This window comes from Larkinella knui (assembly GCF_003858645.1).
Classification (GTDB): domain Bacteria; phylum Bacteroidota; class Bacteroidia; order Cytophagales; family Spirosomataceae; genus Larkinella; species Larkinella knui.
In genome coordinates this window covers 980,309-1,006,864 of sequence record NZ_RQJP01000002.1, presented here as the reverse complement: position 1 = coordinate 1,006,864, position 26,556 = coordinate 980,309, and the positions used below count along the sequence as shown (strand labels likewise).

Below are 26,556 nucleotides of genomic sequence, written 5' to 3'. Positions count from 1 at the left end.
GTTTCCGGGGGCTTCATCGACTGGCGGGCGGTCAGCTGCCAAATTATCCCTGTCCAGGTGGCCGGTAAGCCACGAAAATATTGATCCAGACCCGGCGGGCTACCCTGAAAAAATAAGGCGTCAATATAACTAAAGAAGGAAGCAACGCCCACATATAAACCAGAACGTCGATGTTTAGCAGGACATAAAACAGCACGAACGTACTAATGGTCCAGGCCACATAAAGCGCATAGCTAACGTAGAGTGCGCCCGTGTAAAAGCCCGGTTCCGGCTCAAAGTTCTGGCCGCAAACTGCACATTGCGGGTGCATTTTATCAAACTGCCGCAGGTTGTAGGCGTTGTTGGTCACAAAGAAATCACCTTTCTGACAGCGTGGACACTTGTTGAATAAAATACTGTAGAGCTTGTTTCCTTTTAGCATACGGCTCCTAACGTTGAGAAGGGGTTTATTGTTCAATCCGGCACCGGAATGGGAAAAAGGAGACTTCTCCGTCAATAGCCAGAGCGGCCTCACTTCCGAAAAAACGCGATGAAGTCCGCATCGGTCAGCTCGATGTCGCACCGGCTCAGGAATTGGGTATAGGCTTTTTAGAAGTCGGATTGCTGTCGGTCAGGGTGCCCTAGTCGGCGGCTGAAAGGAGGCTGATCGGTCGGCTTCAGGGCTGCTGGCTCAGGATAAGCATCACCGAATCGGACTTCAGATCATACCCGTTGTCTTGCTTTTTAATGGCAAAGGTCTGCCCCTCGATCTGGAGGCTATCCCCCTTAATCTTCCAGGTAAACGAACTGTCGCGCGAGAGCATCCCAATCTGCGTATGGAGCCTTCCCTGACCCGCTTTGCTGAAGCTATAAACCGCCCTGGCGTTGAGCAGGCTTTGCCTGCGGGCACTGTCGAGTCCCCGGGTTGAATCGACATTGTACGTAGCTTCAAATTGTTTACTTTCCAGATCGATGTCCCGCACGCCGGTTGTACAGCTGGCCAGCAAGCCCAGTAGACTAGACGCAATTCCTAGTGGTAACGACTTCATACGTGTTTTAATTTGACCGTGCCCATCGTATTTGTTCGATGAACTGGTGAAACGTAAACCCGTTTAAAAGCCGGTTTGATGGCAAAAAATAGGAAGCGGTCCGGGTCTGAAGCAACTGCGGATTGCAAATCCTGACCAGCAAAACCCTTACGGTTTGGCATGCCGCATTTCCAGTCCCACCGACGTCCGGGGCTTAAAACCCGTCCAGGGATTGTCGTTGGACGTTTCCGGTAAATCCAGAAATTTTGCGTAGTCCAGTTTTTTCAGGTGAATACCCAGAAAGGCGGTTACAAAGTGCTGGTTGATGTTGTTGATCCGGCGCTCGTTCCAGGCGGGTTCCGAAAAATGCTGGTAATCGTCGAGCGGCTGTCCGGGTTTGAGCGTAGCCGCCGGGGGTGGATTGGGCGCTACGTTGTGCCGGGCATTGACATAGGTCAGCAGATACCGGTCGGCGTTGACGGCGCCGTCGTAGATGGCTTTGATTCCTTTTTCGTAGCCCGACACATCGTCTTTGCTGCCCGCCACCAGCAACGTTGGGCGGGTTAATCCCGCCAGTCCTTCGGCATCCCAAACGCCCCGTTCCATGCCCCAGGGTGCAAACGCCACCACGGCCTTGATGCGCGGGTCCTGCGAGGCTTTGTAGCCGGGGTCGCTCAGGGTGCGGGTTTGGAGGGCGGTGCTGCCACCCGCCAACTGTCCAAAAAACTGGACGGCCTGGGCACTGTAGCCAGCCCCCACCACATTGAGTGCGCCATATCCGCCCATCGAATAACCGACCAGGGCGGTATTGTCCGTATTAACCAGTCCGGCCAGAAAACTTTTAGCGGTTTGGGCACTCAGCCGCGCCATTTCATTCAGCACAAACAGATCGTCGAGCGAGCGGTTGAGCAACGTACTGGGAAAACCGGCCAGATCCTGGTACGTCGATTCGGTATGACCGATGGCCACGACCACATATCCTTTCGACGCCAGATTTTCCGTCAGATACGTCAGCAACAGCCGCGAGCCGGGATAGCCGTGTGACACAATAACCAGCGGATATGATCCGCCCGAGCGATCCGGTTCGGCTTCGCGCAAGGCCCGGCCGCCAAACGTAAACGGCACCAGCGGGCGTTTGGGGTCGTTGGCGCGGCCCAGCGCGTCTTCATAGGTCACGAACTGCGGTTTTCCCGCCGGTATTTTGGCGGGATACCAGACTTCGACCGTCAGCGGCCGGTCGTAGGTTGGGCTTTTGCCTTCTTTCGTATGCAGCACATCGATCTGGGCCGCATGCATCAGTTTCAGGGTTTGTACGCCCACGCCGTGCGGGCCACGCGGGGCCAGTTCGGGGGCGTCGGGCAGCAGATCGCCGGGCAGAAAGACGTCGGTGGTCTGGGCATAGGTCCGAACCGTAACGCCCAGGAGCAGAATCAACAGAAGATTTTTCAAGGTTGAAAGGTAGTTTATACGGAATGTATGGGTCCGGCTGGAACCCTTAGTTTTGGGACGTAAACTGATACTTGCCTGAGCCTATTTCAAGTTGTAAATACCCGTCCTTAAATTCGTTGACGAGTATTGCCGGATTGGTTTTCAACGATTTCGCCGATTCTAAAACCGTGGCGGGTTGCGTGGTCGGAATAAAAACCGTGGCCGACGTATTGACGGGAATCGTGATTTGCACGGTAAGATTTGATCCGGATTTTTTCCAGCCACTTTCGATCATGCCGTTGATGGAATGATAGGTGGCCTTCACGGAATTGATTCCCTCGCTGGCAATTTCCGGCCGGATCGTAACTGTTTTATACCCGGCTTCGCCCACTTTTATACCGGCGGCATTGCCAAATAACCATTCGTTGACGGAGCCGAAGGCGTAGTGGTTAAAAGAATTCATGCCTGAATTATTTTCAAATCCTTTGCCTTTAATGTAGCTATTCCAGCGCTCCCAGATCGTGTTGGCGCCGTTTACAACTTCAAAACCCCAGGACGGATACTCCGTACTCAAGAGCAGCCGATAGGCTTCCTGCGAATTTCCCGTGCTGGAAAGGGCGGGCAGCAAGGGCTTTAATCCTAAAAAACCGGTAGCGAGTTTATGGTCATTTTCTTTGATTAAATCCATCAGCCAGTTACCGGCTTTTTGGGTGTGTTCCGGCGTCAGCATGTGCATATAAATGGCGTTGGCATAAGCGGTTTGGGTGTGACCGTCAAATCCTGATTTGCCTTCGATTACATACCCTTCGCCATCGCCATAGGCCGCCTGGTTTGTTTTAAACTTACCGGTTTCGTCCGTATACTGTTTCAGAAAAGCCTGTTTAATCTGATCGAAAACGCCTTCATAATAAACGGCTTCATCGGGTTTGTCAATCGCCCTGGCCATTTCGGCCATCAACGAAGCCGTGTAGCCATAATACAATGAAGCCAGCAAATCCGGCGGTGTTTTTTTGCCAACGGAAAGCCAGTCACCGTACCCGCCTTTGGGAGAAATGTCTTCAAAACTGCGCTCTTTGTAAACAAATTCGCCCTTGCTCTTCGCTTGCATAAACGCGAGATAAGCGACCATATTCGGCCAGAACTTCCGAATAACGCGGGTGTCGCCGTAGGTTTTATAAATAATATAGGGGCAAACGATCCCGGATTCGGACCAGCCCGGCGAATACGTATCGGTTTTCCGAACATTGGGCGCTGGCGCATAGAGCGGATAGGCGTGATCGGCCCGTTGGGCGTCGTTTAAATCCACCAGCCATTTGGTGAAAAAAGCCGCAATGTCATTGTTAAACGTGGCGGATTTAACATACGCCTGCGCATCGCCCGTCCATGCCAGCCGTTCGTCCCGCTGCGGACAATCTGTCGGAATATCGAAATAATTCGACCGCTGCGTCCAGACAATGTTTTGATAAAGCTTGTTGATCAGTGGGTTATCGGTTTCAAACGAACCGGCCAGGGGCGTTGCCGAACTCAGCACGATGCCCGTAATGGCGTCCAGTCCGGGGGCGGTTTTAAATCCGGTGGCTTCGACGTACTGAAAACCGTGGTACGTGAATTTGGGCGTCCAGGTTTCGCCATCTTTAGCTCCCTTCAAAATATAGGTATCCGTTGCCCGCGCTTTCCGTAAATTTTCCGTCATGATTTCGCCATTCGGGAACAGCATCTCACCAAATTTCAGGCGAATCGTATCGCCTTTATGGCCTTTGACGTGAAGTCGAACCACGCCCGCAAAATTTTGTCCCAGATCAAATAAGTAGCGCCCTCCGGATTTTAACGTAACGGTTTTTGGTTTTAATTCCTGAAAAACCTGAATTTGATTTCCCGGATAAACTTCCAGTTTCCGCTCCGGTTTGTCCGGATAAACCGTGCTGTTTTTCCATTTTGTATCGACATAACCGGTTTCGCTCCACTTCTCAAATTCCAGATTGGCGTTGTACGTTTCTCCGTTTAAAATATCCGCTTCCAGAATCGGGCCGTGCGTTGTTTTCCAGGTTTGATCCGTCGCAATCGTTTCTCTTTCGCCAGTACCATACTCAACTTCGAGCTGGGCTTTCAGCAGTGGAACATCGCCGTAAAAACTTTTCACAACGGGGTTGCCAATCAGCAGCGCATACCCCAGATAACCGGCGTACCAACCCTCGGCAACGATGGCACCCAGCGCATTTTTGCCCGCCTTTAAATGAGACGTGACCTCATACGTTTGGTAATATACCCGCTTGTTATAATCAGTCCAGCCCGGTACAAAATGATCGTTGCCAACGCGTTTTCCGTTGATCTGGAATTCGTATAACCCCAGCGAGGTGACGTATAACCGGGCGCGTTTGATGGGGCCTTTCAGGTTCGTTTCTTTCCGGAAAAACGGTGCCGGCGGTAAATGATAAGTTTTTCCCTTTCCGAGTGCCGTCAGATCATTGCCAATCCATTCGGCTTTCCAATCGGCCTTATCGAGCAAACCCATTTCCCACCGGGCGGGCGCACTCCAGGCACCGGGCTGGCCGGTTTTGTCCCAACTCCGGACTTTCCAGAAACAAACCGCTCGGGCGGGTAGCGGCTTACCGGCGTATTCGATCTGATGGGTGGCGCTGCCCGCTTGTTTAGCTGAATTCCAGAAATCGGCTTTGTTGGCGGCTAATAAGGCGGGCGAGGATGCCACCATGATCTGGTAGGCGGTCTGGAGCTGACCCCGGGTGGCCGACGTTAACTCCCAGCTTAACCGGGGTTTGGCCGCATCCACCACGGGGTTTGTTTTGTATTCCGTCCGGAGATGAACGGGCTTTAAATCGGTCGAAACCGCACGGGCTGGCTGGTAAAAAAGGAGAATAAAAAGAGTAATCACCGGGTGGTGATAGCAAGACCGAATAAATTGCATGGTACAAGTAGTTCTGGGCAGAAAAACGCTGTCGTGGTGGTTAGGTGAGCCATTCCTGAAAGAGAAACCCAACTGCAAACTACTCGGTAAAACCGCGGATTACAATCCGGTAAATTTGCTACTTTAGCGGCTTGATAGACTTTGTTCATGTATATTCTGTACGCCATTCCGAATTGTGATACCGTAAAAAAAGCCCGCGTCTGGCTGGCCGATCACGGCATCGAGTACCAGTTTCACGATTACAAAAAACACGGTATCGACCGGAAAACGATTGAACGCTGGCTCACGCAAAAACCGTGGGAAGACCTGGTGAACCGCGCCGGAACCACCTGGCGGCAACTGCCCGAAGCTGAAAAACCGACGCAGGCCGACGACGCCATCGCCCTGATGATCGATAAACCCTCGGTGATTCGTCGCCCGCTGATCGAAGCCGAAGAAAAAATTATTGCCCTCGGGTTTAAACCGGATGACTACGAAAATGTGTTCCCGGTATAAGGGGAAATAATCTGTAAAACCCGGTAAACAATGAGCAAACGAGCACTGGATTCACCGGAAGCCATCCGGTTTTTGGTGGATTCATTTTATGAAAAAGTGCAGGCCGATGATTTTATCGGCCCGATTTTTACCGATGTCGCCCACGTCGACTGGGCGAAACATTTACCCAAAATGTATGCCTTCTGGGAAAACATCATTCTGGGCAACAATGCCTATCAGGGGCATCCGTTCCGGCCCCATCTGCTCGTTAATCAGCAGCACACGCTAACTCTCGACCATTTTGAGCGTTGGCTGAAACTATTCTCAGAAACGCTTTCGGACCATTTTGAAGGCACGAACGCCGATCTGGTTCGCCAGCGGGCGACGCAGATTGCTCTGGTCTGGAACCACAAATTCGAGTACATCAACAACGATTCGTACATGGGTAGCTGAGCGGGAGTTGCTGATCGGGATTGTAAACCTGAACCAGCTGCTCCTATTCTTTTCTTTATGATAAAAACACAACACCCATGAAAACGCTTCTCAACAGGGTCGGTACTGGTTTTGGATACTTCCTGATTTTTGGCGTGGCGCTCTACGCCCTGTCGTACTTCCTGCCGGGATACCAGCCCGGTTTTCTCAACAACAAACCGTTGGGCAACCTTTTCTGGCGGAGTGTCTTCTTCACGCACGTCGGTTTGGGGGCTGTTGCGCTGGGCCTGGGCCCGTTTCAATTCTCCCGCCAGCTCCGCCAGCGCCGGGTTGGGTTGCACCGTCGACTCGGAAAAATCTATGTGTTCAGCATTCTGGTGGGAAGCACAGCCGCGTTCTGTACGGCCTGGTTTGCCGACACGGGCTGGGTGGCGGCTGTTGGTTTCGCCGGCTTGGCAACGGCCTGGTTTTACACCACGTTCAGGGCTTACCGGGCCATCCGCCGGGGCCAGATCCGCAGCCACCAGGAGTGGATGTTCCGCAGTTATGCCGCCACCTTGTCGGCCGTAACGCTGCGAATCATTCTGCCCCTTGAACTGGCCGCTTTTCAGCTGCCGTTTTCGGTGGCGTATCCCATCGTCGCCTGGATGTGCTGGGTGCCGAATCTGATTTTTGTGGAGTGGTGGATCCTACGAAAAAACCGGTCCCATACGCCGGTATTGTCCGGGACTGCTGAATGAGCCGTGTTTTGTTACACGGTATTTTTATTCCGCCGACACCGTTCACTGCAATATTTCACGTCGCTCCAGACGGTTTCCCACTTCTTTCGCCAGCTAAACGGTTTTCCGCACACCGGACACATTTTTGTGGGTAAATCCTGCTTTTTCATCTCGTCATTTTTCGGAAAAATCGGGCAGTGACTGCGGGCGGGCATACGGAAACTGGGCGATTTTTTCCAGTTTGTAGTAGCTGTTCAATCCCGAGATTCCCACATCGTTTACCCGACTCAGGTCCAGATGGCCCTGCTCATCCACGGCTTCGTCCGGCACGATCAAATGCTCGATTCCCCCGATGATCAGCATCGTGTTGTTCGCTTCAATCGGAACGCCCTGCAAAAACCGCATGCCCAGTTTCAGCCTGCTTTCCTTCACAAAAGGCGCTTTGAAATCCAGCCGGTATTCTTCCGTAAAGTGGCATTTGTCAAACTCCGATTCGTCCCGTTTGAATTTCGCGGAGGTGTAGTGCGCCTGTTCCACGAACGATTCGTGCACGTGGTTGATGGTGTAAAAACCGTTTTCGAGAATGTTTTCGTAGGTATGCTGCCCGGCTTCCCGGTCGGGGCGCAGGATAAACCCCAGCAGGGCGGGATTGCTCCCCAGATGAATCACGGAGCTGAAAATGGCCAGATTCGATTGGCCCGCGTTCGAAACCGAGCCGATGAGGTTGGCCGGTTTGATGCCGGTGACGGAATTAATAAGGTTCAATCGTTTGATTCGCTCGGTAGTTTCAAGGTCTTCTTTGGTCAGGTGCATACTTGGTTGGGCTTTAAACTCCTTTAAAAATTGAAATTGAGCAGTAGGTCATGATAAAACACCCGCATTGGCTAGCTCTGGCCAAACGGATTGGATGCTACAAACTTTTACATCTTTGCGTAACCAGTAACCTTCCGCTTCAGGCGTAATGACCAGATTGACGGGCGTTTGCAAATCGGTAAGAGCCTCGGTATTGCCCCGTTTCAAGGATGGATCGTTCGAATAGCGAATCTCAATTGCCACGACCGGCTTCCCGGCTTTCACCAAAATCAAATCCAGTTCGGCACCGTTTTGTGTTCGGTAATAATAAGGCGTTACGTTCATCGGTAGTCGGGCGATAATCTGTTGAACGACGTAGCCCTCCCACGAAGATCCCAGAAGAATACTGCCTGTTAAAGCGTTGTAATCGCTGATATCAGCCAGCGCGTGCAGTAAACCGCTATCCCGGATAAAGATTTTAGGCGCTTTTACCAGCCGTTTTCCAATATTCACAAAATAGGGTGCCACACGCCGGATTAGATAAGCATTCTCCAAAAAACCAATGTAGTGTTGAATGGTTTTGACCGATAAATCCAATGAACGGGATAAGTCACTGTAATTGAGTAAACCGCCGTGGATCGTTACTAACATCGTCAGCAGATTACGGATGATGGTGGGGTGGGCCGCTAAGCCCAATTGGGGTAGATCGCGCTGAACATAGGTTTGGATAAAACTCTCCATCCAAAAATGCCACGCCGTTTGATCGGGTGCTTGCAGGGCATCCGGAAAACCGCCTTTAAGCCAGTGGTCGCGGTAAAAATAAACAGGCTCAACCTCCAGCAGGTGCAACGGCGACAGTTCCAGATAGATAATGCGCCCGGCCAGTGTTTCCGACGAATTCTTAAGCAAATCCGGCGAAGCAGAACCCAGAAGCACGAACCGCCCCGGAATCCGGTGCTGATCGATCATCGCGCGGAGCAAAGGGAATAGCCTGGGCATCCGCTGAATTTCATCCAGTACGACCAATTTATCCTGGTTAGCCTGAAAAAACAGATCTGGCTCTTGTAAACGACGCTGATCGGCAAAGTATTCCAGATCCAGATAGAGCACTTCTTTGGTGTAGTGGCCCAACAGCGTTTTAACTAATGTGGTTTTGCCTACTTGTCGGGGACCCAATACGGCGACAGCGGGAAAGGTGGAGAGGCAGGATTGAATGGTGGACGAAAGCGCTCGATTGAACATTAATCAAGTAAATTTAGTATCAAAGGTAAAATTTACTTGATTAATAGTCAAATTTTTACTTTTACTGAATTAAGCCGTAATCCGTCTAAAATGCCTGTTTCGTATCGTCTTTTAATTGATTTTTCGCATTTTCTGACAACTTTTGTTCATGCCTATTTCACAACCTTTGGGGCTTGATAAACAGCAGTGTTCATGCTACTCTGCTGTTTTATCTAAAAACGAAAACCGCTCGGTTTGTGTCTGAAGTCTTGAAGTTTGTCAACTAGTTCCGGATTTCAGCAGGCCGAAATTTCAATTGGTCGTCATGTAGTGGTTGATATAAAAGTGACTGACCTTGCCGTCCTTGAAATGAATTTGAACTTCGTCCATTCGGTTGGGTTCGGTGGTATACGCAAAATACCATTGGGGCGACTGGCGCATGAGTGGGTCGTACGGTTTGGAAATGGTTTTGGTCAGCAGCAGAATGCGCTCAAACGTCGTGGCGTAAGCACTTTCCTGCCGGATCCGGACCAGCTTATCATACAGCGAACCCGCCGTATCGCCAATCCGAACCGAAGAGGAAGCGGCTTTTGCGTTGGCGGGCCATTGCGAAAGTTTCTGGCCGCTGTTCAGATAAATGGCCTTGACCTGATCTCCTTCCAGGGTGAGTTGCACGCCCGAATCCGTGCCTTTGCGCTGATCGAGCAGGATGTATTGGTACAATGGCAGACGCTCGCGCAACTGGGTAACGTCCGACGAAAAATTACTGACCACGTTCAACTGCGCAACGCCCTTGGTTTGCTGGAGCGTTTGAACCGCAGCGTAAACGGTTTCGGCGTCGGACTGAATGTCGATGCCCAGGTAATTTCCGGTGAAAACACTATCGCGTCCGATAAAACCGGAGGGCGGGCAGACAATAATGGGTTCGGGGGCCACCGCCGTGTTCAGTTGGCAGCCCGACACCAGCGTTAGAAGCAACAAGGTTCCGGTAAGGATTTTTTTCATTGGATTGGGGAAGTTGAGAGAATATACCTCAACGGACTCCCGGTTTTGCCATTTGGTTGGAAGGGTCATACACTAATTTTTAGCCCCGGATTGGAACGGGAACCCGATCGATCTTGTGTTGTGGTGGAATGAATCAATCAACAAGGAAATGAGCAAGACATCAGAACAGGCAGCGTTGACTTTCAAAATCGGGGGCGACCTGGAAATCAATCGGTTGGGTTATGGCGGAATGCAACTGACCGGTTTTGGGGTTTGGGGCGATGCGCCGAACCGGGAAACCGCGAAGGCGGTTTTGCAAAAAGCCGTCGAGTCGGGCGTGAATTTTATCGATACGGCGGATTCGTACGGTCCGCATACCAATGAAAAATTAATTGCCGATGCTTTGCATCCGTACCCAAAAGGGCTCGTTATTGCCACCAAAGGCGGTTTTGATCGGACCGGCCCCAATCAATGGGTGACCAACGGCGATCCGGACCACATCCGGCAGGCGATTGACGGCAGCCTTCAACGGCTGAAACTGGAGCGCATCGACCTCTGGCAACTCCACCGGTTTGATCCGGATGTGCCGGTTGAAGAAACCCTCGGGCCGGTCGTAGAAGCCGTGCAGGCGGGCAAAATCCGGCATGTCGGTTTGTCGGAAGTCGGCATAAAGGAAATTGAGCGGGCCGAAAAAGTGGTGCCCATTGTGTCGGTGCAAAACCTGTATAACCTTGGCAACCGGAAGTGGGAGTCCGTTCTGGACTATACCGCCCGGCGCGGCATGGCCTTTATTCCGTGGTATCCGCTGGCATCCGGGCCCAATAAACTGGCCGCTAAAATCCGGGAAATCGCCGAAAAGCACGAGGCCACAACGGCGCAAATCGCGTTGGCATGGTTACTGAAACGGTCGCCGAATATGCTGTTAATTCCCGGCACCAGTTCGCCCGATCACCTGCAGGAGAATCTGGCCGCCGATCAGATTGTTTTGTCGGACGAAGATTTTGCGGCTTTGTCGGAATAATAAGGGGACAAAAGAGAAGAGACAAGAGAATAAAGAGTCGTGGTCTTTATTCTCTTGTCTCTTCTCTTTTGTCCCAAACTACTTACCGCTTATCCCACCACACCTTGCTCAGGTACGTATCTCCGTTGGCCATACGTGCCGACGCTTCGTTGTAGTTGGTGGCATTCCGCAGCCGTTCGGTGCTCGAATAAACGCCCCGGCGCGGAATCTGGCCGTTGGTGGTGCCCGGATTCGGACCCGGTTTCAGTTTTGGATAGCCCGTGCGACGCCATTCGGCAAACGCTTCGTAATGCCGCATGAAGAGGCTGATCCATTTCTGGGTCATGATCTGTTCCAGTTGCTGTTCTTCGGTACCTGTCAGTTTTCCTTCCCGCGCGATGTATTCAGTAATAGCGGCTTCAGGAATCGAATACGGCTGAATCTGCATCGTCGCCCGAATACCGGCCTGGTAAAAACCCTCAGCCTGGGCTGGCGTCAGTCCACCCCAGCCCAGCAAAGCCGCTTCGGCCTTGAAAAACAGGTTGTCGGAATACGCCAGAAAAACGTAGGGGAAGGTGGCCTTCCGGTCGTTGTAAATCGCAATGGTGCCGTACGAATAATCATCGCGGTTGATGATCGTGCTGTTGCCGAGCGCAACGCCCAGCCCGCGGTAAACCGGTTTGCCGGCTTTCTTGGAATTTTCGGTCGGTTCGGCAATGCGCGGCAGACGCGGGTCGTTTTTCGCCAGCAGCAGATCGATAAACGGAGCCGCCATCTGGTTCAGTTCTTTACTGCCGTTATAGCCGCCGATGATGGGGTGATACCCAAACGGATTGCCGTCCTGCGTCACCGTCGGCATGGCGCCGTTATCCGCATTGTTTTCGATCAAAGGCGCTTTCAGGGCTTCTTCAACGGTTTTGCGCGACAGAGCCGCATCGGCAAAACGAAGCCGCATGCCCATCCGGAGTTTGAGCGAATTGCCCAGTTTGCGCCATTTGGTAACGTCGCCTTTGTACACAAAATCGGCACTGCCGTACGAAACGTCCGTTGCGTTCAGTTGGCCAATGGCGGCATCCAAATCCGTAAGGAGCGATTTGTAAATGTCTTCCTGCTTGTCGTATTTGGGGAGCAAAATCAGGTTGTCGTCGGGCAAACCGGCCTGCGTATACGGAATGTCACCCCAGAAATCGGTCATGCGTTGCCAGAAATAAATCTCGGTGATTTTGGCAATTGCCAGTTTCGTCCGGCCATTCGGCGTTCCTTCCTGGCCTTTCAGAATCTGGTTGCGAATCTGCGACAGGTTCTTAATCAGCTCATAATGAGACGCCCAGTTGTTGGTTTCGTAGATGTCGCGGTCTTCCAGATACTGCGACGGAGCCGACAGCGAACCGCTCGCCCATTGTTCCACCCACGAGCCGACCTGCCACCAGTTGGTGCCATCGGCCAGAAAACCGTTGAGTTGCGCCTGCGAATACAGATACTCGGCCGGAACGCTGCGGGGCTGGGTTGGGGAGATATTGATTTCTTCGAAATTATTGGTACAGGCCGACGTTGTCAGGAGCAGACCCAGTACCGAAAATCGTATTTTTTTAGCGAATCGTTTCATGATTGTGATGCCGTTTGGGTTCCGATCAGAAGTTCAGGTTTAAGTCCACGCCAATGGTTCGCAGCAGCGGGAGGGAGTGTTGTTCCATGCCCATCGTGCCGGAGTTGACGTTGATGGATGAGTTTTCCGGCGAAAAACCGTCAGTGTGCCGTTCGATATAGCCCAGATTTCGACCGTATAAAGCGAGTGACGCCCCCCGAACCACCTTATTGTTTTTCAGAATAGCCGACGGAAGCTGGTACGAAAGCCGCAATTCCCGGATCGCAATGTAGCTGGCGTCATACAGGAATTCTTCGGCAACCGCAAAGCCTTTATCCGAAGCCACGCGGTTCCAGTAGGCCTGCGCCGTCACCGGAATGTCGTTGGCCTGACCCGTACTGATCCACTGCGTTCCTTCCTTCCGGGCTTTCACACCGGCGGCAATCAAACCGCCTTCGCGCCCTTCGAGCGTCCGTTTGGAGGTTCCGTAGGCGGCCTCCTGCACGCGTCCCTGCGAGAAAATCTGCCCGCCCTGCCGGATGTCGATCAACCCGCTCAGTGATAAGCCTTTGTACGAGAACGTGTTGGTAAAACCGCCAATCCATTTGGGCGTTGCGTTGCCGATGGCCACGGTTCCGATGCTCTGGACGATGGGCAAACCTTTGTCGTCGATCAGCCGGTTGCCCTTGTCGTCTTTGAGCCACGCATAATCGGCGGCTTTCAACTGACCATAGGGCTGGCCCGGTGCGGCCACCACCCGGATGTTGCGGTCGGAACCCACCACGATTTCGTTCACGCCGTCGATGAGTTCGAGCACTTTGTTGCGGTTGGCGGAGAAGTTAAAACCGGCATCCCACGAAAATCCGTTCGCCAGTTTGATGGGCGTACCGGCAATCAGAAACTCGATGCCCTTGTTCTCGATCCGTCCGGCGTTGGTGAGAAAACTGCTGTAACCGGTTGATTGCGAGATTACAATCGGTAGGATCTGATTGCTCGTTACGGAATGATAATACGTAAAGTCCAGGTTCAGGCGGTTTTTGAAAAACCGTAATTCGGCCCCGGCTTCGTACGACGTTTTCAGTTCGTTTTTCAGGTTCGGGTCAACAATCGTGTTGGTGTAGGTCGCCAGCGGTTGGTTCAGGAACGTGTTGGCATTCAGGGCATAATAACCCAGGGTCGAATAGGGATCGCCCGAACGCCCGGCCTGCGCATACGAAGCCCGTACTTTGAAAAAATCTAAAGCCGGCAAGTTCAGTTTGAGGGCATCGGTGACGGCCCAGCTCAACCCCACCGACGGGTAGAAAAACGAGCTGTTGGTGATCGGCAACGTCGACGCCCAGTCATTCCGGGCCGACACGTCGAGGAACAGGTAATTGCGGAAACCAACGCTGGCCTGCCCGTAAACCGAGTTGATGACGGATTCGGCCACACCCAGCCGGGGCGTGTTTAACACCGTCCGACCGACGGCATACAGCCCCGGAATACTGAGTTGGGTTCCGGTATTGCCCGTAATGCGGTATTTGTTGCTCAGGTGGTTGACTCCAAAGTTGGCGTTGATTGAAAAGTCACCGACCTCCTTGTTGATCATCAGCAACCCATCGATATTTTCGGTTTTGCTAAACTCCACATTTTCAGATACATCGCCGGTTTGCGAGATGCGCGTTCCGACGGCTTTCCAGGCATACTGGCGTTCGTAATACAAATCCGTTCCGTAACGAACCTGCAAATTGATCCCTTTCGCAAACTCGTAATTCAGCTTGGCGTAGGCAATAATCCGGTCGCGGGTGTCTTCGTTGTGCGTATTGTTGATGGTCCAGAACGGGTTGGAAGTCACCGAGTTACTTTCAAAAATCTTTTCACCCCCGACGAAATACCCGTTGCCGCCCAGATCCTGCGAATACCGGATGTCTTTGGCCGTGTATTCATACCGCTTCAAACCGTCCATGTTCAGGCTGCGCGGAATGTACAAAAACCGGTAAACCGGGTTCAGGCCGTCGTCACCCACATATGGACGGTTGTTCACAAACTGGTTGACGTAATTGACTTTCGTATCCAGATTCAAGCCTTTGGCAATATCCGCCGACAGTTTGACCGTCACCGAATTCCGGTTCAGCTTGTTGGTCGGTGTAAAACCGTCGTTGGTCAGGTTGGTCAGCGAAAAATAATAATTCACTTTTTCCCCACCGCCGTCGACGCTGACGGTATTCATCGCCTGTTTTTCGGGTCGGAAAAAAGCGGTATACGGATCGGTTACGGGCGAATAACTCACGGTGTCACCCCACATATCCTCAATCGTCTGCCCCTGCATTTTCGGCCCCCAGCTTCCGCGCGTCGTCGGGTTCCGGCCCGCGCTGAGCTTGGGAATACCGCCCGTCAGCGCCGAACTGAACGGTACCACAACGCCGTTAGCCTGGCGGTAAAACGTAAACTGGCCGTTGTAGCCCTGACCGTATTCGTTCTGGTAATCCGGTTTGACGAGCGCATTGCCGACCGAATAACTACCATTATACTGAATGGAGGGTCGCCGGTTCCGCCGACCGGATTTGGTCGTAATAATCACGACACCATTGGCCCCCAACTGGCCGTACAAAGCCGTTCCGTTGGGGCCTTTCAGAATGGTCATGGATTCAATGTCGTTCGGGTTGATGTTCGAAATACCGTCACCACCATCCAGACCGCCCTGCAACTGAAAGGAGCTAATCGCCCGGCGGTTGGAGTTGTCGATGGGAACGCCGTCGATCACATAAAGCGGCTGCGAGTTTCCCGACAGCGAGGAGTTGCCCCGAATCACGATCCGCGACGAACCGGACATCCCGCCTGCCGATGAGGTTACCTGCACACCCGATACCTTGGCCGATAAAGCCGTTCCGAGATTGGTAACATTGGATTGCGCCAGATCGGAACCTTTGATTTCACCGGTGGAATAGGCCAATGCTTTTTTCTCCCGTTTGATCCCCAATGCCGTGACAACCACTTCGTTAAGCGTCTGATCGCCAGGCAACAAACGTACCGTAATGACGCTCTGGGTCCCGACGGTAATTTCCTGTTTGGCATAGCCCACAAAGCTGAAAACCAGTACTGCATTGCCGTCGGCCACGTTGAGTTTGAAAGCCCCCTGGGCGTCGGTAGTCGTTCCCTGCGTGGTGCCCTTTACGGTGATGCTGACGCCGGGCAGGCTTTCGCCCCGGTCGTCGGAAACGGTTCCGGAAACCGCCTGTTCGAGTGAGGCCGTTGCGGTGGCTGGCTCCACCGTCTGCAGTTCGCTGGTTTTGCTTTTTGTCAGAATGATGCGGTTTTCGGCCACTTCATACGTGATGGCCAGGGGCGCAAACAGCCGCTCCAGAACCGCGGATAATTGCTCATTCGTGGCGACTAAGGAAAGGTCGCGGTCAATTCCGATGTTTTGGGGGACGTATACAAATTTGACCTGCGTTTGCTTTTCGATGGTGGCCAAAACCTGTTTCAGCGATTTGTTTTTCAGTTGCAGACTGACGCGCTGGCTCAGCAATTCTTTCGTGGCCTGATCCGGATTGAACGAGAAGGCGAACGGGCTGACTGCGAGCAGCAGGAGCAGGCACGTCATTCGGCGGAGGCAAGACACAAACGGTCGGGTTGGTAGTCGTTTTTTCATGGTTTGTTTACGAAAGGTGTCGCATTGTGAATTGGGATTTATTCGCCACATCCGGTGGCCAGGATGAGGACTTTGCCGTCGGTTACTTCGTAGGAACCCTGGAGTGATTTGCTGATCAGACGAAGTTGTTCATAGAGCGATAAACCGGTCAGGGAAGCGGTCAGCGTACATTTTTGCAGCAGGGATTCGTTGTAGACGATGTCGATTTCGTACGTTTCTTCAATGCGCCGGAATACTTCAGCGAGCGGCACATCTTCGAATTCAAAGGAAACCGAAGCCGCGTTTTTGGCAACGAAAACCGGTTTTTCGACCAGTTCTTTGTGAAAAACTTCCTCTTTCGCGTTAAAAACGACTTGCTGATTGGGGGTCAGCACAACGCCGGTGACTTCCGGTTTTTCAACATTCCGCTGCTGTTCCAGCTCTTTGCGGGAATACACCGTCACGCGCCCGGTCCGCACCGCCACCGTCACCTGCGGAAGCTCATCGTAGGCCCTGATCGTAAAGCTGGTGCCGACCACGCGCGTCACCACGTCGCGGGCGTAGACCAGAAACGGGACTTTCGGATTCGGAACCACGTCAAAAAATGCTTCACCCGTCAGCAGAACAGCGCGGACTTTCTGACCAAAACCGGCAACGTGCTGAATCCGGCTGTTGGGCTGGAGCCGAACCGTGCTGCCGTCCGGCAAGGTGACCTGAACCGGTTTGTCGGTGCGATTGGCCTGCTCGACCACGCCTTCTTTGGGGCGCGCATCCGGCAACAGACTCGCCAGAAAAGGCGGTTTTTGGGGAATTCGCCACACCAGCCAGCCCGCGCCCAAGAACAGAATAAGCAGCGCGGCCGCATACCAGATTCGACCCAAAACCGGTAGTTTTCGCCGTTCCGACGATTGACTCACCCGCCGTAAAATCTGGCCGGTTTCGTGTGTCAGCGTCGCTTCGCTTACCTCCGTTTCCGGTACGTTGAGTGCTTCCAGAATGTCTTTCGCCAGTAATGCTTCCGCCCGGTTTGGGTGCGCCTGCGCCATCCAATCGGACCAGAAAGCCGCAGCGGCTGCATCCCGGTTATACACCCAGGCGATAAAGGAATCGTCGGTCAGAAAATCTTCGGCTTTGTACGAATGATACTGCATGAAAAAGAGAGGTGGCCGGTGCTGTATTGGTAGATAGAACGGTTTTTTGAGTTCATACCCAGTTTTGTCCCTTTTTTTATTGCCCAAAAATCCTCGTTTGTTACTGTTTTTAAGGATTATGAACTACTTTTAAACAGCTTAAGCGGTTTCCTGAGCCCTGCTGACGGAAAATCGCTGGATGCGTACTGTGCTGCCATATGAAGAAAAATTTACCGGATTCAGACTTGTGGGATGAGATTCGGCTGGGAGACGAGGTCGCTTTTGAAGAGTTGATTCGCCGGTTCTACCGCCCGCTCTATCACTACGGTTTCAAGTTTACCCGCGACGCCGATCTGCTGAAGGATTGTATGCAGGATTTGTTCGTTGAGCTCTGGGCCTACCGCCGGAATATTGCCCAGACGGAATACGTACGGGTGTATCTGTTCAAATCACTACGCCGGAAATTGTATAAAGATGCGATTCGAAGCGGAAAAACCGAATCCTTTGAAGACGGAATGGCCGACGGTTTTCTCCACACCGAGAGCATTGAAGACGAACTGATCCGAACCGAACTATCGGCGTATCAACGCAGCCGCCTGGATACGCTGCTCAAAACCCTGACCGACCGCCAGCAGGAAGCCATTCACCTGAAATTTTTTGCGGCTTTGCCCAACGATAAAATTGCGGAAGTGATGGGGCTTACGTATCAATCCGTCGGGAATCTGCTGCACCGCGCGGTGAATAAGCTGCGGGAGGGCTGGCACGGGTTGCTGTTGTGAAAAGCGGCCTGCCCAATTTCCTGTCGTTCCTGTATTTCCAACCTCCCCTAAAATTCATTAACTTTGTAATTCTCCGCTCAACTCCTTTTCTCCGCTTACCTCCGCGAAATAATTTAAATGCTATTTCGCAGAGGTAAACGGAGAAAAAAGGAGTTTAGCGGAGGTAAATAAGCATCGAATCATGTTTGAAAATCTTCAGGATAAACTCAATCAGGCTTTCAAGACCTTAAAAGGGCAGGGCCGGATTACCGAAATCAACGTTGCCGCGACCGTTAAGGAAGTGCGCCGGGCTTTGACCGACGCCGACGTGAATTACAAAGTAGCCAAGGAGGTTACCGACCGCGTGAAAGAGAAGGCCCTCGATCGCAAGGTGTTGATCGCCGTCGAACCGGGTCAACTGTTCGTCAAGATCGTTCAGGAAGAACTGACCGAACTGATGGGTGGCGAAGCCGAAGGAATCAACCTTAAAGGCGATCCAGCCATCATTTTGATTGCGGGTTTGCAGGGTTCCGGGAAAACGACGTTCTCGGGCAAACTGGCGGCTTTTCTGAAAAAGCAGGGCCGTAACGTGCTGCTGACGGCCTGCGACATTTACCGCCCGGCGGCTATCGACCAGTTGAAAGTGCTGGGCGAGCAGGTGGGCGTGGAGGTGTATGCCGAACCGGAAAACAAAAATGCCGTCGAGATTGCGCAGAATGCCCTGGCGCACGCCCGCAAAACCGGCAAGAAAGTAGTCATTGTCGATACCGCCGGTCGTCTGGCCGTGGATGAGGTGATGATGAAGGAGGTCGAAAACCTCAAAAAAGCCCTCAATCCGTCGGAAACCCTCTTTGTCGTTGACTCGATGACGGGCCAGGATGCGGTCAATACGGCCAAGACCTTCAACGACCGGCTGAATTTCGACGGCGTGGTGTTGACCAAGCTGGACGGTGACGCCCGCGGTGGAGCTGCCCTCTCGATTCGGGGTGTGGTGCAGAAGCCCATCAAGTTTATGAGTACGGGCGAGAAGATGGAAGCCCTCGATATCTTCTACCCCGACCGGATGGCCAGCCGGATTCTGGGCATGGGTGACGTGATTTCACTCGTTGAGCGGGCGCAGCAGGCTTTCGACGAAGACGAAGCCAAGCGCATCAGCTCAAAAATGCGCCAGAACAAGTTCGATTTCAACGACTTCCGGGGGCAGTTGCAGCAAATCAAAAAGATGGGGAACATCAAGGACCTCATCGGCATGATTCCCGGGATGGGTAAGATGATGAAGGATGTCGATATCGACAACGACTCGTTCAAACCCATCGAAGCCATCATCGGCTCCATGACCCCGATTGAACGCGAACGCCCCGATATTATCGACGGAAACCGCAAAAAACGCATCGCCAGCGGCAGTGGAACGTCCATTCAGGAAGTGAACAACCTGCTGAAGCAATTTGACGAAATGCGGAAGATGATGAAGAAAATGAACCAGATGAATTCATCCGGTAAACTGAGCAAAATGATGAAGTAGGACGGACTAACTCCGTCCTACTTCTCCGCTTTATTTGTGTGAGGCATAACCGCCTTTTTCCAGCAGCCGTGCCCGGTCGAAGAGCGTCAGGGCTTTCTTATAGGTTTCGTCGCCCTCGGAGAGCATTTCGAAAAACTCGTTATTGAGACCGTCGCGGTGGCCCTGCCGCCAGGCATACTGGGCAATATAGGCTTTCAGCTGCGTCTGAATGTATTTCTTCGACCGTTTGTATTCCGCTTCATTGAACTTGATGCCCTGCGCCGATGCATCGTCGGTCAGCCGTTTCAGCATCGCGTCCGTCACAACGAAGTTCTTTTTATAGCTGGCAAACCCATCTTTCTCCAGTTGTTTCCGGTGATCGTTGGCGTATTCCATCGCCTGTTCCCGAACGATGTTCTTGTTGAACAACTGAATCAGGTACTTGGTCATGAACAGCGTGTCGCGGGGCACAAACACGTCGGGTGTGATGCCACCGGCACCAAATACCGTCCGCCCGCCCGCGGTTTTGAACTTGTATTTCTCGTTGTTCTTGATGCTGTCGGCGACGTAATATTCCCCACTTTTCGAACGGGCTTCCAGTTCTTTTTCGTAGTCTTCACTATGACCCGCCACGTAAGGTTTCTGAATGCTCCGGCCGCTCGGCGTGTAATACCGGGAGATCGTCAACCGCAGTTCGGAACCGTCGGACAGCATCACCGGCATTTGCACCAGCCCTTTGCCGAACGACCGCCGACCCACGATCAGCGCCCGGTCCTGATCCTGCAGGGCCCCGGCCACAATCTCCGACGCCGACGCACTGCCTTCGTCCATCAACACGATTACGGGGCCGTCTTCAAACTGTCCGGCAATCCGGGCTTTCGTCTGGCGGTCGTAGCGATCGTCTTTTCCATCGGTATACACCAGCAGTTTATCACCCGAAATAAATTCGTCGGCCAGGCTCGTTGCCCGGTCCATATAGCCGCCGGGGTTGTTGCGCAAATCGAGCACCATCTGGGTCATACCTTTCTGTTTCAGCGTACCCAAGGCTTTTTTGAACTCGTCGTAGGTGGTTTCCGAGAACCGGTTTACTTTGATATACCCGGTTTTATCATCCACCATATAAGCCGCATCGACGGAGTAGGTCGGAATCCGGTCGCGCTGTACCGTAAACAAGAGCGGTTTTTTCTCCCCTTTCCGGAGTACCATCAATTTCACTTCCGTTCCTTTCTTGCCGCGCAATTTTTTGAATACCAGCGCGTTGTCTAGTTTGCTACCGGTCATTTCGGTGTTGTCCACCTTGATGATCTTGTCACCGCTCAGAATACCGGCGGTTTCGGACGGGCCACCGGCCATCGGGGTCACTACGTAGACGGTATCTTTATAGATGTTAAACTCGACACCAATGCCGTCAAAACCACCTTCGAGCTGCGTCCGGGCGGCCACGGCGTCCTGCGGGTTCATGTAGGTGGTGTGCGGGTCCAGTTTCTCCAGCATCTTGGCAATGGAATAATCGACCAGATCATCGGTGTTGACCGAATCAACGTAGTTGTTTTCAATCAGTTGCAGAACTTCCTTGAATTTCGAATACCCTCTTCCAATGTTGTTGAGGCTTTTGCCACCCCCAAAAAACGTAGCGCCGATCAACATGCCGGCCGCCAGCGTAATGCCCAGTAACATCGGCAACCGGACAGTTGCCTTGTCATTCCGGATTTTTTCGTGTTCAGGTTCTTTCATACGGGTACCCACGGACTAAAGACCGTGAAACATTCTAATAGGTTGTTGATATTAGTTGGCCAATTCTCACGGACTTTGGTCCGCGGTTACGTACTGCAATAACGATAAATCAGGGGCAAAATGTTTGCCGAAACTGAATGAAAGATATAGAATTTATTCCGAGTCTCCTATTTGACCAACAAATCGGATTTCAGGCTGTCGGCCAGCTGAATAAACGTATCCAAAGCCGCCGGATTCCGGAGCGTATCACGACTCGTCACCCGGTCGGGCGACATGCCCATCAGAATCTTTTTTACGGGTGCTTCCACCTTTTTACCGCTGATGGTATACGGTATTTCCGGTACCTGAAAAATGGCGTCGGGAACGTGCCGGGGGCTGTATTGGGTGCGGAGTGCGAGCCGGATTCGCTGCGCCATTTCCTCGTCCAGTTCGGTGGGCTGACTCGCCGTCGGGTCGTTCAGCACGACGAATAAGGGCATGAAATACCGCCCGCCGTGGAGTTCGAGGCAAACCACCAGACTGTCGCGTATGTCGGGAAGGCTTTCAACGGCACTGTAGATTTCGCTCGTGCCAATCCGAACGCCGTCGCGGTTGAGGGTGGCATCCGAGCGGCCGTAAATGACCACGGTTTTGCGGTCCGTGATTTTGATCCAGTCGCCGTGCCGCCAGATGCCGTCGTAGTGTTCGAAGTAACTGGCTTTGTACCGTTGGTTACCGGTTGGAGCGTCGGCATTGTCATTCCAGAAATAAATTGGCATCGACGGCATGGGTTCCAGAATCACCATTTCACCCAGTTCATTGCGAACCGGTTTTCCGTTTTCATCGAACGATTCGAGTTTACAGCCCAGCATCCGGCACTGAATTTCGCCTTCATAGACCGGCAGCATCGGACAGCCGCCAACAAAACCGCTGCAAACATCCGTGCCGCCACTGAGCGAAACCAGCCAAATGTCTTTTTTAACCGACTCATACACCCAGCGGAATCCTTCGGGCGGCAGGGGCGACCCCGTGGAGCCGATGGTTTTCAGGTGGGCCAGTTTGGAAATGCCAACGTAGGAGAGGCCCGCCCGCATACAGGCCAGCAGATAGGCCGCGCCCGCACCGAAGTGGTTGATGCGGGCGCGCTCGGCCAGATTCCAGAGCACATCCATGTTCGGATAGCCCGCCGAGCCGTCGTAGATCACCAGCGTGGCCCCGACCAGCAACGACGCGACCGAATAATTCCACATCATCCAGCCCGTTGTCGAATACCAGAAATACCGGTCGCCGGGTTGCACATCCTGGTGCAAGGCCAGCGCTTTCAAATGTTCCAGCAAACAGCCGCCAACGCTGTGCGTAATGGCCTTGGGTTTGCCGGTTGTGCCCGACGAAAACAAAATCCAGATCGGGTGTTCGAACGAAACCGGCTCAAAAACCAGGGGTACGGCCGTGTTGGTTTGCAAGATTGAATTCCACAAAACCGATTTGGTACGGGGGCCGGTCAAGGGGTCAAAATCCGGATTGAGATTAGATACCCAGACGACTTTTTTCAGGCTGGGCAGCGCCGATTGCAGGTCGCTCAATTCCTCGGTTTTATCAATCAGTTTTCCGTTGTACGAGTACCCATCGACGGCAAACAGCACCTTGGGCTCGATTTGCCGGAAGCGGTCGATGATGCTGGGCGTTCCGAAATCCGGTGAACAACTCGACCAGATGGCCCCCACGCTGTTGGTGGCCAGAAACGCAACGACGGCTTCCGGGATATTGGGCAAAACCGACACCACGCGGTCGCCGGGCCGGACGTTGTTTTCGCGCAGAAAATGGGCGATGGCGGTTACCTGTTGTTCCAGATCCGACCAGCTCAGTGACGTCAGCGGCTGTTGCTCCGACTGAAAGAGAATGGCCGGGCGTTCGTTGGTTTTGTTGCGGAAAACGTGTTCGGCGTAGTTCAGCGTGGCACCCGTAAACCAGCGCGTTCCGATCATGCCTGATGCCGGTTTTTCGATCACTTCCTGGTAGTCGCGGTGGCTTTGCACGTTGAAAAATTGCCAGATGCTTCGCCAGAAATCTTCGAGGTCGGTGGTCGACCAGTCCCATAAATCGTGGTAATCCCGGAAATACAACCCTTTCTTGACAAACAGCCAGTCGAGGTATCGTTTCATTTGCGACTGGTCGATAAGCCGCCGGTCGGGTTTCCAGAGCGGTTCTTTGGAATCAGGTTTTGGTAGAGCAGATGCGGATGCCATCGGTTAGGGGAATCGTAATTCGGGTGATGGCCGGAATTGTTTCCGACCTAAATCGTGTTCCATTTTTGAACAAAGACAGAAGTTACATTAAAATACGCTAACTTTGCAGCCCATTTCAGAACGCATTTCCGAACTGGCTGATAATCAATACGTCTACAATAACTACAGTAGTGATACTGCAACTTTCATGAGCAAGAGAAGAGAAGAACCACAGAGCCGCCGGGAAGGCAGGCCAGGAGGACCCGGTCAGACAGAGACAACCCCTAAATTCTACAGCAACGTCGTCAAACGCAAGAGCGCCCCGGACCGGTCGGACGAGCGGAAAGAGCGCAGTTTTGACAAAGCGCGTGGCGAGCGCCCGGCGTCGGACGAACGCCGGTTCGACGATAAACGATCGGAGCGGCCCCGCACGGGCGGATCGGGAAATTTTGGCTCACGCCCGGATCGTCCGCGGTTTGAACGGAGTGACGACCGCCGTCCGTCGTCGGATCGGAATGAACGACCCCGCAGCGACAGCCCGCGCGGTGGCCGGTTTGAAGGCGGTGGACCTCGGCGGGATTTTGACCGGCCGCGGGGACCGCGTGATGAAAACAGCGGTTTCCGTCGCGATGACAACCGCAGCAGCCGCTATGGCGGTTCGGATGCCCGCGATGACAAACCCCGCTATGGCCGCTCCGGTGGTCAGTCGGAAACCCGCAACAGCCGGTTTGGTAGTGAAAAGCCCTTTCGCAGCGACGATTCAAAACCGCGGTCTGACCGGCCTGAGCGCCGGGAAAACCGGTTTGGTTCGGAGCGCAGCTACGGCGAACGGACCGAACGAAGCCGGGATGCAGAGCCTCGTGCCGACCGCAATGCCGAATCGGGAGCAGCTCCCCGCGAACGTCGGGAGTTTGATCGGCCGCGCCGGGATGATCGCGCAACGGACCGGGATCGCCGGGACTTCGACCGTCCGCGTCGGGATGACGCCCCAACGCGGGATGACCGCCCGGTTGATCGCGAGCGCCGGGAGTTTGATGGGCCACGGGGGCCACGCGATGAGAACAAAGAATTTCGTCGGGATGACCGCCCGGGCGACCGTGACCGCCGGGATTTTGATCGGCCGCGTCGGGATGATCAGCCCTCCCGTTACGACCGCCCGCGCCGGGACGACAGCGACGACGCACGGCAACGGAAAATCGAGGACAGCCGGAGCCGCCAGGTGGGTAGTTCCCGGGCACCGGAATACGACATTGATAAACTAAAGGAAAAAGCGCTGGGAAGCCGGGACCCACGCGCCAAACGGGCGAAAAGACCGGGTCACGAAAGACCGGGTCGTGATCAGGGCGATACCCGTAACACCGATAAAAAGCCGCGGGATGCCGACTCCGGTTTGATCCGGCTCAACCGGTATGTGGCCAACGCCGGGATCTGTTCGCGCCGGGATGCCGATGAGTTGATTGCCAAAGGCGATGTCAGCGTGAACGGCAAAGTGGTGACCGAAATGGGCTACAAAGTACAGCCCACCGATGTGATCAAGTACGGCAGCCGGGTTTTGAATCCGGAGAAAATGACCTATGTGTTATTGAACAAGCCGAAAGATTATATCACCACGACGGAAGATCCGGAAGATCGCAACACGGTGATGGATCTGGTGGCGGGCGCAACGCCGTACCGGATTTACCCGGTTGGCCGCTTAGACCGCAACACGACGGGCTTGCTGCTGCTGACGAACGACGGTGAACTGGTGGAGAAACTGACCCATCCGTCGAACGGAATCAAGAAAGTATACCAGGTTGAACTCGACAAACCATTGACCAATGAACATTTCGAAGCGATTCGGGATGGTTTTGAGCTGGAAGATGGCTACATCAAGCCCGACGATTTGGGCATTGTAACGCCGGATGCGCAGGTGGTTGGTATCGAAATCCACAGCGGCCGCAATCGCATTGTACGCCGGATTTTCGAGCATTTTGGGTACGTAGTAACCAAGCTGGACCGGACGGTATATGCCGGCTTGAATAAGAAAGAATTACCGCGTGGTAAATGGCGGTATTTGGACGAGAAGGAAGTGATTCGGCTGAAGTTTTTGCTGTAATCCGCCTTTCAAAATGCTTTGGTAGGGCGTCATTGGATGACGCCCTATTTTTTTACGACGGCGTTCGTTCTCACCAATCGGGCATGGTACTTTTCCGGGTTCGCGGGTAACGAGAGCCGTTACTTTTTGATGAATTCTTCCAGGCTTTGCAGGCCGGCGACGATCTCGTTGAACAGAAGCGTCAGCTGGTTGTGGATCTCCTCATTCGTCAGGGCCGGATTTTTCTCCAGTTTTTTTAGCCCGGCGGCTATGTCGAGCATGGCCACGGAGTTGAGCGACGAGCGGAAACGGTGGGCCAGATGATCGAACTGATCGCGTTTATTATGTTCAATGGCTTCGAACAGCGCCTGTCGGTTAATCGGAAGTTCGCTTTTAAAAAAAGTGATCAGTTCACCGATCAACTCATTGTCATCTCCGGTAATCTCCCGCAGATACGATTGATCGACAATGGGCGGTTTGGTTGCTTTGAGCAGTAAAAACCGCTCCAGTATCCCTTCCAGCTGTTTTTTCTGAATGGGTTTAGCCAGAAAATCATCCATTCCGGCTTCCTGGCAGCGGGGCCGGGCGTCGAATTCGGGATTGGAAGTAACGGCCACGACCGGAATCTGTAAGCCCAGTTGTTGCCGAATCTGTTGCGTAGCGGTGAGCCCATCCATAACCGGCATTTGAATGTCCATTAATACCAGATCGACGGTTTGCGTTTTCAGGAAATTAACGGCTTCCAGACCATTGCTGACTACGATACTGGGAATTCCATATTTGCGAAGAAGCGTTGATAAAAATGTCTGGTTAATGAAATTGTCTTCCACAATCAAAACCCGAACACTCAAGTCAGCTTTTCCAAATTGTTGGGCGTTCGGAAGTTTCATGGGCAAAATATAGAATAGTAGCAAAAGCTCAGGGCCTATTTTGAAAACAACAGTACAAAAATTTTTCGGTAATTCTTTGTCTGACAAAGG

The 26,556-nt window shown here is 53.1% G+C and carries 21 protein-coding genes; 7 read left to right on the top strand and 14 right to left on the bottom strand.

All coding sequences use genetic code 11. The annotated features are described in order from the left end of the window. Positions 1-43: 43 nt before the first annotated feature. The 4 genes from EHT87_RS12965 to EHT87_RS12950 form a co-directional block, all read right to left on the bottom strand. Positions 44-421: a DUF983 domain-containing protein gene (locus tag EHT87_RS12965; RefSeq protein ID WP_124907036.1), complete on the bottom strand. Its 378-nt coding sequence runs from the start codon at positions 419-421 to the stop codon at positions 44-46. Positions 422-656: 235 nt separating this feature from the next. Further along, on the bottom strand, positions 657-1,028 hold the full coding sequence (locus EHT87_RS12960; RefSeq protein ID WP_124907035.1) for a hypothetical protein: 372 nt from the start codon (positions 1,026-1,028) through the stop codon (positions 657-659). A gap of 147 nt (positions 1,029-1,175) precedes the next feature. Further along, positions 1,176-2,456 carry an alpha/beta hydrolase family protein gene (locus EHT87_RS12955; protein ID WP_229321038.1) on the bottom strand — a complete coding sequence of 427 codons (1,281 nt, stop codon included), beginning with the start codon at positions 2,454-2,456 and terminating at the stop codon, positions 1,176-1,178. A gap of 46 nt (positions 2,457-2,502) precedes the next feature. Then, the gene (locus EHT87_RS12950; protein ID WP_229321036.1) at positions 2,503-5,325 is read right to left on the bottom strand and encodes a family 78 glycoside hydrolase catalytic domain; all 2,823 of its coding nucleotides are present in this window, start codon (positions 5,323-5,325) and stop codon (positions 2,503-2,505) included. Between the two features lie 180 nt (positions 5,326-5,505). Between EHT87_RS12950 and EHT87_RS12945 the strand changes: the two genes are divergently transcribed. The 3 genes from EHT87_RS12945 (at position 5,506) to EHT87_RS12935 (ending at position 7,004) form a co-directional block, all read left to right on the top strand. After that, on the top strand, positions 5,506-5,853 hold the full coding sequence (locus EHT87_RS12945; RefSeq protein WP_124907032.1) for an ArsC family reductase: 348 nt from the start codon (positions 5,506-5,508) through the stop codon (positions 5,851-5,853). 30 nt (positions 5,854-5,883) lie between these two features. After that, positions 5,884-6,285, top strand: coding sequence for a group III truncated hemoglobin (locus tag EHT87_RS12940; protein WP_124907031.1), 402 nt, complete (start codon positions 5,884-5,886; stop codon positions 6,283-6,285). A 77-nt stretch (positions 6,286-6,362) separates the two neighbouring features. Beyond that, positions 6,363-7,004 carry a DUF2306 domain-containing protein gene (locus EHT87_RS12935; protein WP_124907030.1) on the top strand — a complete coding sequence of 214 codons (642 nt, stop codon included), beginning with the start codon at positions 6,363-6,365 and terminating at the stop codon, positions 7,002-7,004. An 11-nt stretch (positions 7,005-7,015) separates the two neighbouring features. Here EHT87_RS12935 and EHT87_RS12930 read toward each other — a convergent pair whose 3' ends face one another. From EHT87_RS12930 to EHT87_RS12915, 4 genes are all read right to left on the bottom strand, one after another. Next, the gene (locus tag EHT87_RS12930) at positions 7,016-7,153 is read right to left on the bottom strand and encodes a DUF2256 domain-containing protein (protein WP_124907029.1); all 138 of its coding nucleotides are present in this window, start codon (positions 7,151-7,153) and stop codon (positions 7,016-7,018) included. 4 nt (positions 7,154-7,157) lie between these two features. After that, a complete protein-coding gene (locus tag EHT87_RS12925; RefSeq protein ID WP_124907028.1) occupies positions 7,158-7,796 on the bottom strand; it encodes a flavin reductase family protein in 639 nt (212 codons plus the stop codon). A 48-nt stretch (positions 7,797-7,844) separates the two neighbouring features. Beyond that, on the bottom strand, positions 7,845-9,017 hold the full coding sequence (locus EHT87_RS12920; protein WP_124907027.1) for an ATP-binding protein: 1,173 nt from the start codon (positions 9,015-9,017) through the stop codon (positions 7,845-7,847). Positions 9,018-9,308: 291 nt separating this feature from the next. Further along, a complete protein-coding gene (locus EHT87_RS12915; RefSeq protein ID WP_124907026.1) occupies positions 9,309-10,001 on the bottom strand; it encodes a hypothetical protein in 693 nt (230 codons plus the stop codon). A gap of 148 nt (positions 10,002-10,149) precedes the next feature. On the opposite strand from EHT87_RS12915, the gene EHT87_RS12910 reads away from it, so the two are divergent. Next, the gene (locus EHT87_RS12910) at positions 10,150-11,001 is read left to right on the top strand and encodes an aldo/keto reductase (protein ID WP_124907025.1); all 852 of its coding nucleotides are present in this window, start codon (positions 10,150-10,152) and stop codon (positions 10,999-11,001) included. 82 nt (positions 11,002-11,083) lie between these two features. Here the strand turns inward: EHT87_RS12910 and EHT87_RS12905 are convergent, their stop codons facing one another. The 3 genes from EHT87_RS12905 to EHT87_RS12895 are packed head-to-tail and all read right to left on the bottom strand — an operon-like array spanning position 11,084 to position 17,326. Beyond that, positions 11,084-12,586, bottom strand: a complete 1,503-nt coding sequence (locus EHT87_RS12905) for a SusD/RagB family nutrient-binding outer membrane lipoprotein (RefSeq protein ID WP_124907024.1) — start codon at positions 12,584-12,586, stop codon at positions 11,084-11,086. 25 nt (positions 12,587-12,611) lie between these two features. Continuing rightward, positions 12,612-16,196: a SusC/RagA family TonB-linked outer membrane protein gene (locus tag EHT87_RS12900; RefSeq protein WP_185716203.1), complete on the bottom strand. Its 3,585-nt coding sequence runs from the start codon at positions 16,194-16,196 to the stop codon at positions 12,612-12,614. 38 nt (positions 16,197-16,234) lie between these two features. Next, a complete protein-coding gene (locus EHT87_RS12895) occupies positions 16,235-17,326 on the bottom strand; it encodes a FecR family protein (RefSeq protein WP_124907022.1) in 1,092 nt (363 codons plus the stop codon). 197 nt (positions 17,327-17,523) lie between these two features. Between EHT87_RS12895 and EHT87_RS12890 the strand changes: the two genes are divergently transcribed. Together EHT87_RS12890 and ffh are read left to right on the top strand one after the other, a co-directional pair. Further along, positions 17,524-18,084: an RNA polymerase sigma factor gene (locus tag EHT87_RS12890; protein ID WP_124907021.1), complete on the top strand. Its 561-nt coding sequence runs from the start codon at positions 17,524-17,526 to the stop codon at positions 18,082-18,084. Between the two features lie 181 nt (positions 18,085-18,265). Next, a complete protein-coding gene (ffh, locus tag EHT87_RS12885; RefSeq protein WP_124907020.1) occupies positions 18,266-19,585 on the top strand; it encodes a signal recognition particle protein in 1,320 nt (439 codons plus the stop codon). A gap of 30 nt (positions 19,586-19,615) precedes the next feature. On the opposite strand, the gene EHT87_RS12880 is transcribed toward ffh, so the two are convergent. Next, complete coding sequence (locus tag EHT87_RS12880) at positions 19,616-21,298, bottom strand: S41 family peptidase (RefSeq protein WP_124907019.1); 1,683 nt, start codon at positions 21,296-21,298, stop codon at positions 19,616-19,618. 167 nt (positions 21,299-21,465) lie between these two features. Further along, positions 21,466-23,523: an acetoacetate--CoA ligase gene (locus EHT87_RS12875; protein ID WP_124907018.1), complete on the bottom strand. Its 2,058-nt coding sequence runs from the start codon at positions 23,521-23,523 to the stop codon at positions 21,466-21,468. A 187-nt stretch (positions 23,524-23,710) separates the two neighbouring features. Here EHT87_RS12875 and EHT87_RS12870 point away from each other — a divergent pair, with 187 nt between their 5' ends. Next, positions 23,711-25,597: a pseudouridine synthase gene (locus EHT87_RS12870; protein ID WP_124907017.1), complete on the top strand. Its 1,887-nt coding sequence runs from the start codon at positions 23,711-23,713 to the stop codon at positions 25,595-25,597. Positions 25,598-25,716: 119 nt separating this feature from the next. Here EHT87_RS12870 and EHT87_RS12865 read toward each other — a convergent pair whose 3' ends face one another. Further along, positions 25,717-26,466, bottom strand: coding sequence for a response regulator (locus EHT87_RS12865; protein ID WP_124907016.1), 750 nt, complete (start codon positions 26,464-26,466; stop codon positions 25,717-25,719). Positions 26,467-26,556: the final 90 nt, after the last annotated feature.

Bases quoted from the DNA above. Each gene is read 5' to 3' on its own strand.
- EHT87_RS12965 (WP_124907036.1), bottom strand. From the start codon at position 421: ATGCTAAAAGGAAACAAGCTCTACAGTATTTTATTCAACAAGTGTCCA.
- EHT87_RS12960 (WP_124907035.1), bottom strand. From the start codon at position 1,028: ATGAAGTCGTTACCACTAGGAATTGCGTCTAGTCTACTGGGCTTGCTG.
- EHT87_RS12945 (WP_124907032.1), top strand. From the start codon at position 5,506: ATGTATATTCTGTACGCCATTCCGAATTGTGATACCGTAAAAAAAGCC.
- EHT87_RS12940 (WP_124907031.1), top strand. From the start codon at position 5,884: ATGAGCAAACGAGCACTGGATTCACCGGAAGCCATCCGGTTTTTGGTG.
- EHT87_RS12935 (WP_124907030.1), top strand. From the start codon at position 6,363: ATGAAAACGCTTCTCAACAGGGTCGGTACTGGTTTTGGATACTTCCTG.
- EHT87_RS12930 (WP_124907029.1), bottom strand. From the start codon at position 7,153: ATGAAAAAGCAGGATTTACCCACAAAAATGTGTCCGGTGTGCGGAAAA.
- EHT87_RS12925 (WP_124907028.1), bottom strand. From the start codon at position 7,796: ATGCACCTGACCAAAGAAGACCTTGAAACTACCGAGCGAATCAAACGA.
- EHT87_RS12920 (WP_124907027.1), bottom strand. From the start codon at position 9,017: ATGTTCAATCGAGCGCTTTCGTCCACCATTCAATCCTGCCTCTCCACC.
- EHT87_RS12915 (WP_124907026.1), bottom strand. From the start codon at position 10,001: ATGAAAAAAATCCTTACCGGAACCTTGTTGCTTCTAACGCTGGTGTCG.
- EHT87_RS12910 (WP_124907025.1), top strand. From the start codon at position 10,150: ATGAGCAAGACATCAGAACAGGCAGCGTTGACTTTCAAAATCGGGGGC.
- EHT87_RS12905 (WP_124907024.1), bottom strand. From the start codon at position 12,586: ATGAAACGATTCGCTAAAAAAATACGATTTTCGGTACTGGGTCTGCTC.
- EHT87_RS12900 (WP_185716203.1), bottom strand. From the start codon at position 16,196: ATGAAAAAACGACTACCAACCCGACCGTTTGTGTCTTGCCTCCGCCGA.
- EHT87_RS12895 (WP_124907022.1), bottom strand. From the start codon at position 17,326: ATGCAGTATCATTCGTACAAAGCCGAAGATTTTCTGACCGACGATTCC.
- EHT87_RS12890 (WP_124907021.1), top strand. From the start codon at position 17,524: ATGAAGAAAAATTTACCGGATTCAGACTTGTGGGATGAGATTCGGCTG.
- ffh (WP_124907020.1), top strand. From the start codon at position 18,266: ATGTTTGAAAATCTTCAGGATAAACTCAATCAGGCTTTCAAGACCTTA.
- EHT87_RS12880 (WP_124907019.1), bottom strand. From the start codon at position 21,298: ATGAAAGAACCTGAACACGAAAAAATCCGGAATGACAAGGCAACTGTC.
- EHT87_RS12875 (WP_124907018.1), bottom strand. From the start codon at position 23,523: ATGGCATCCGCATCTGCTCTACCAAAACCTGATTCCAAAGAACCGCTC.
- EHT87_RS12870 (WP_124907017.1), top strand. From the start codon at position 23,711: ATGAGCAAGAGAAGAGAAGAACCACAGAGCCGCCGGGAAGGCAGGCCA.
- EHT87_RS12865 (WP_124907016.1), bottom strand. From the start codon at position 26,466: ATGAAACTTCCGAACGCCCAACAATTTGGAAAAGCTGACTTGAGTGTT.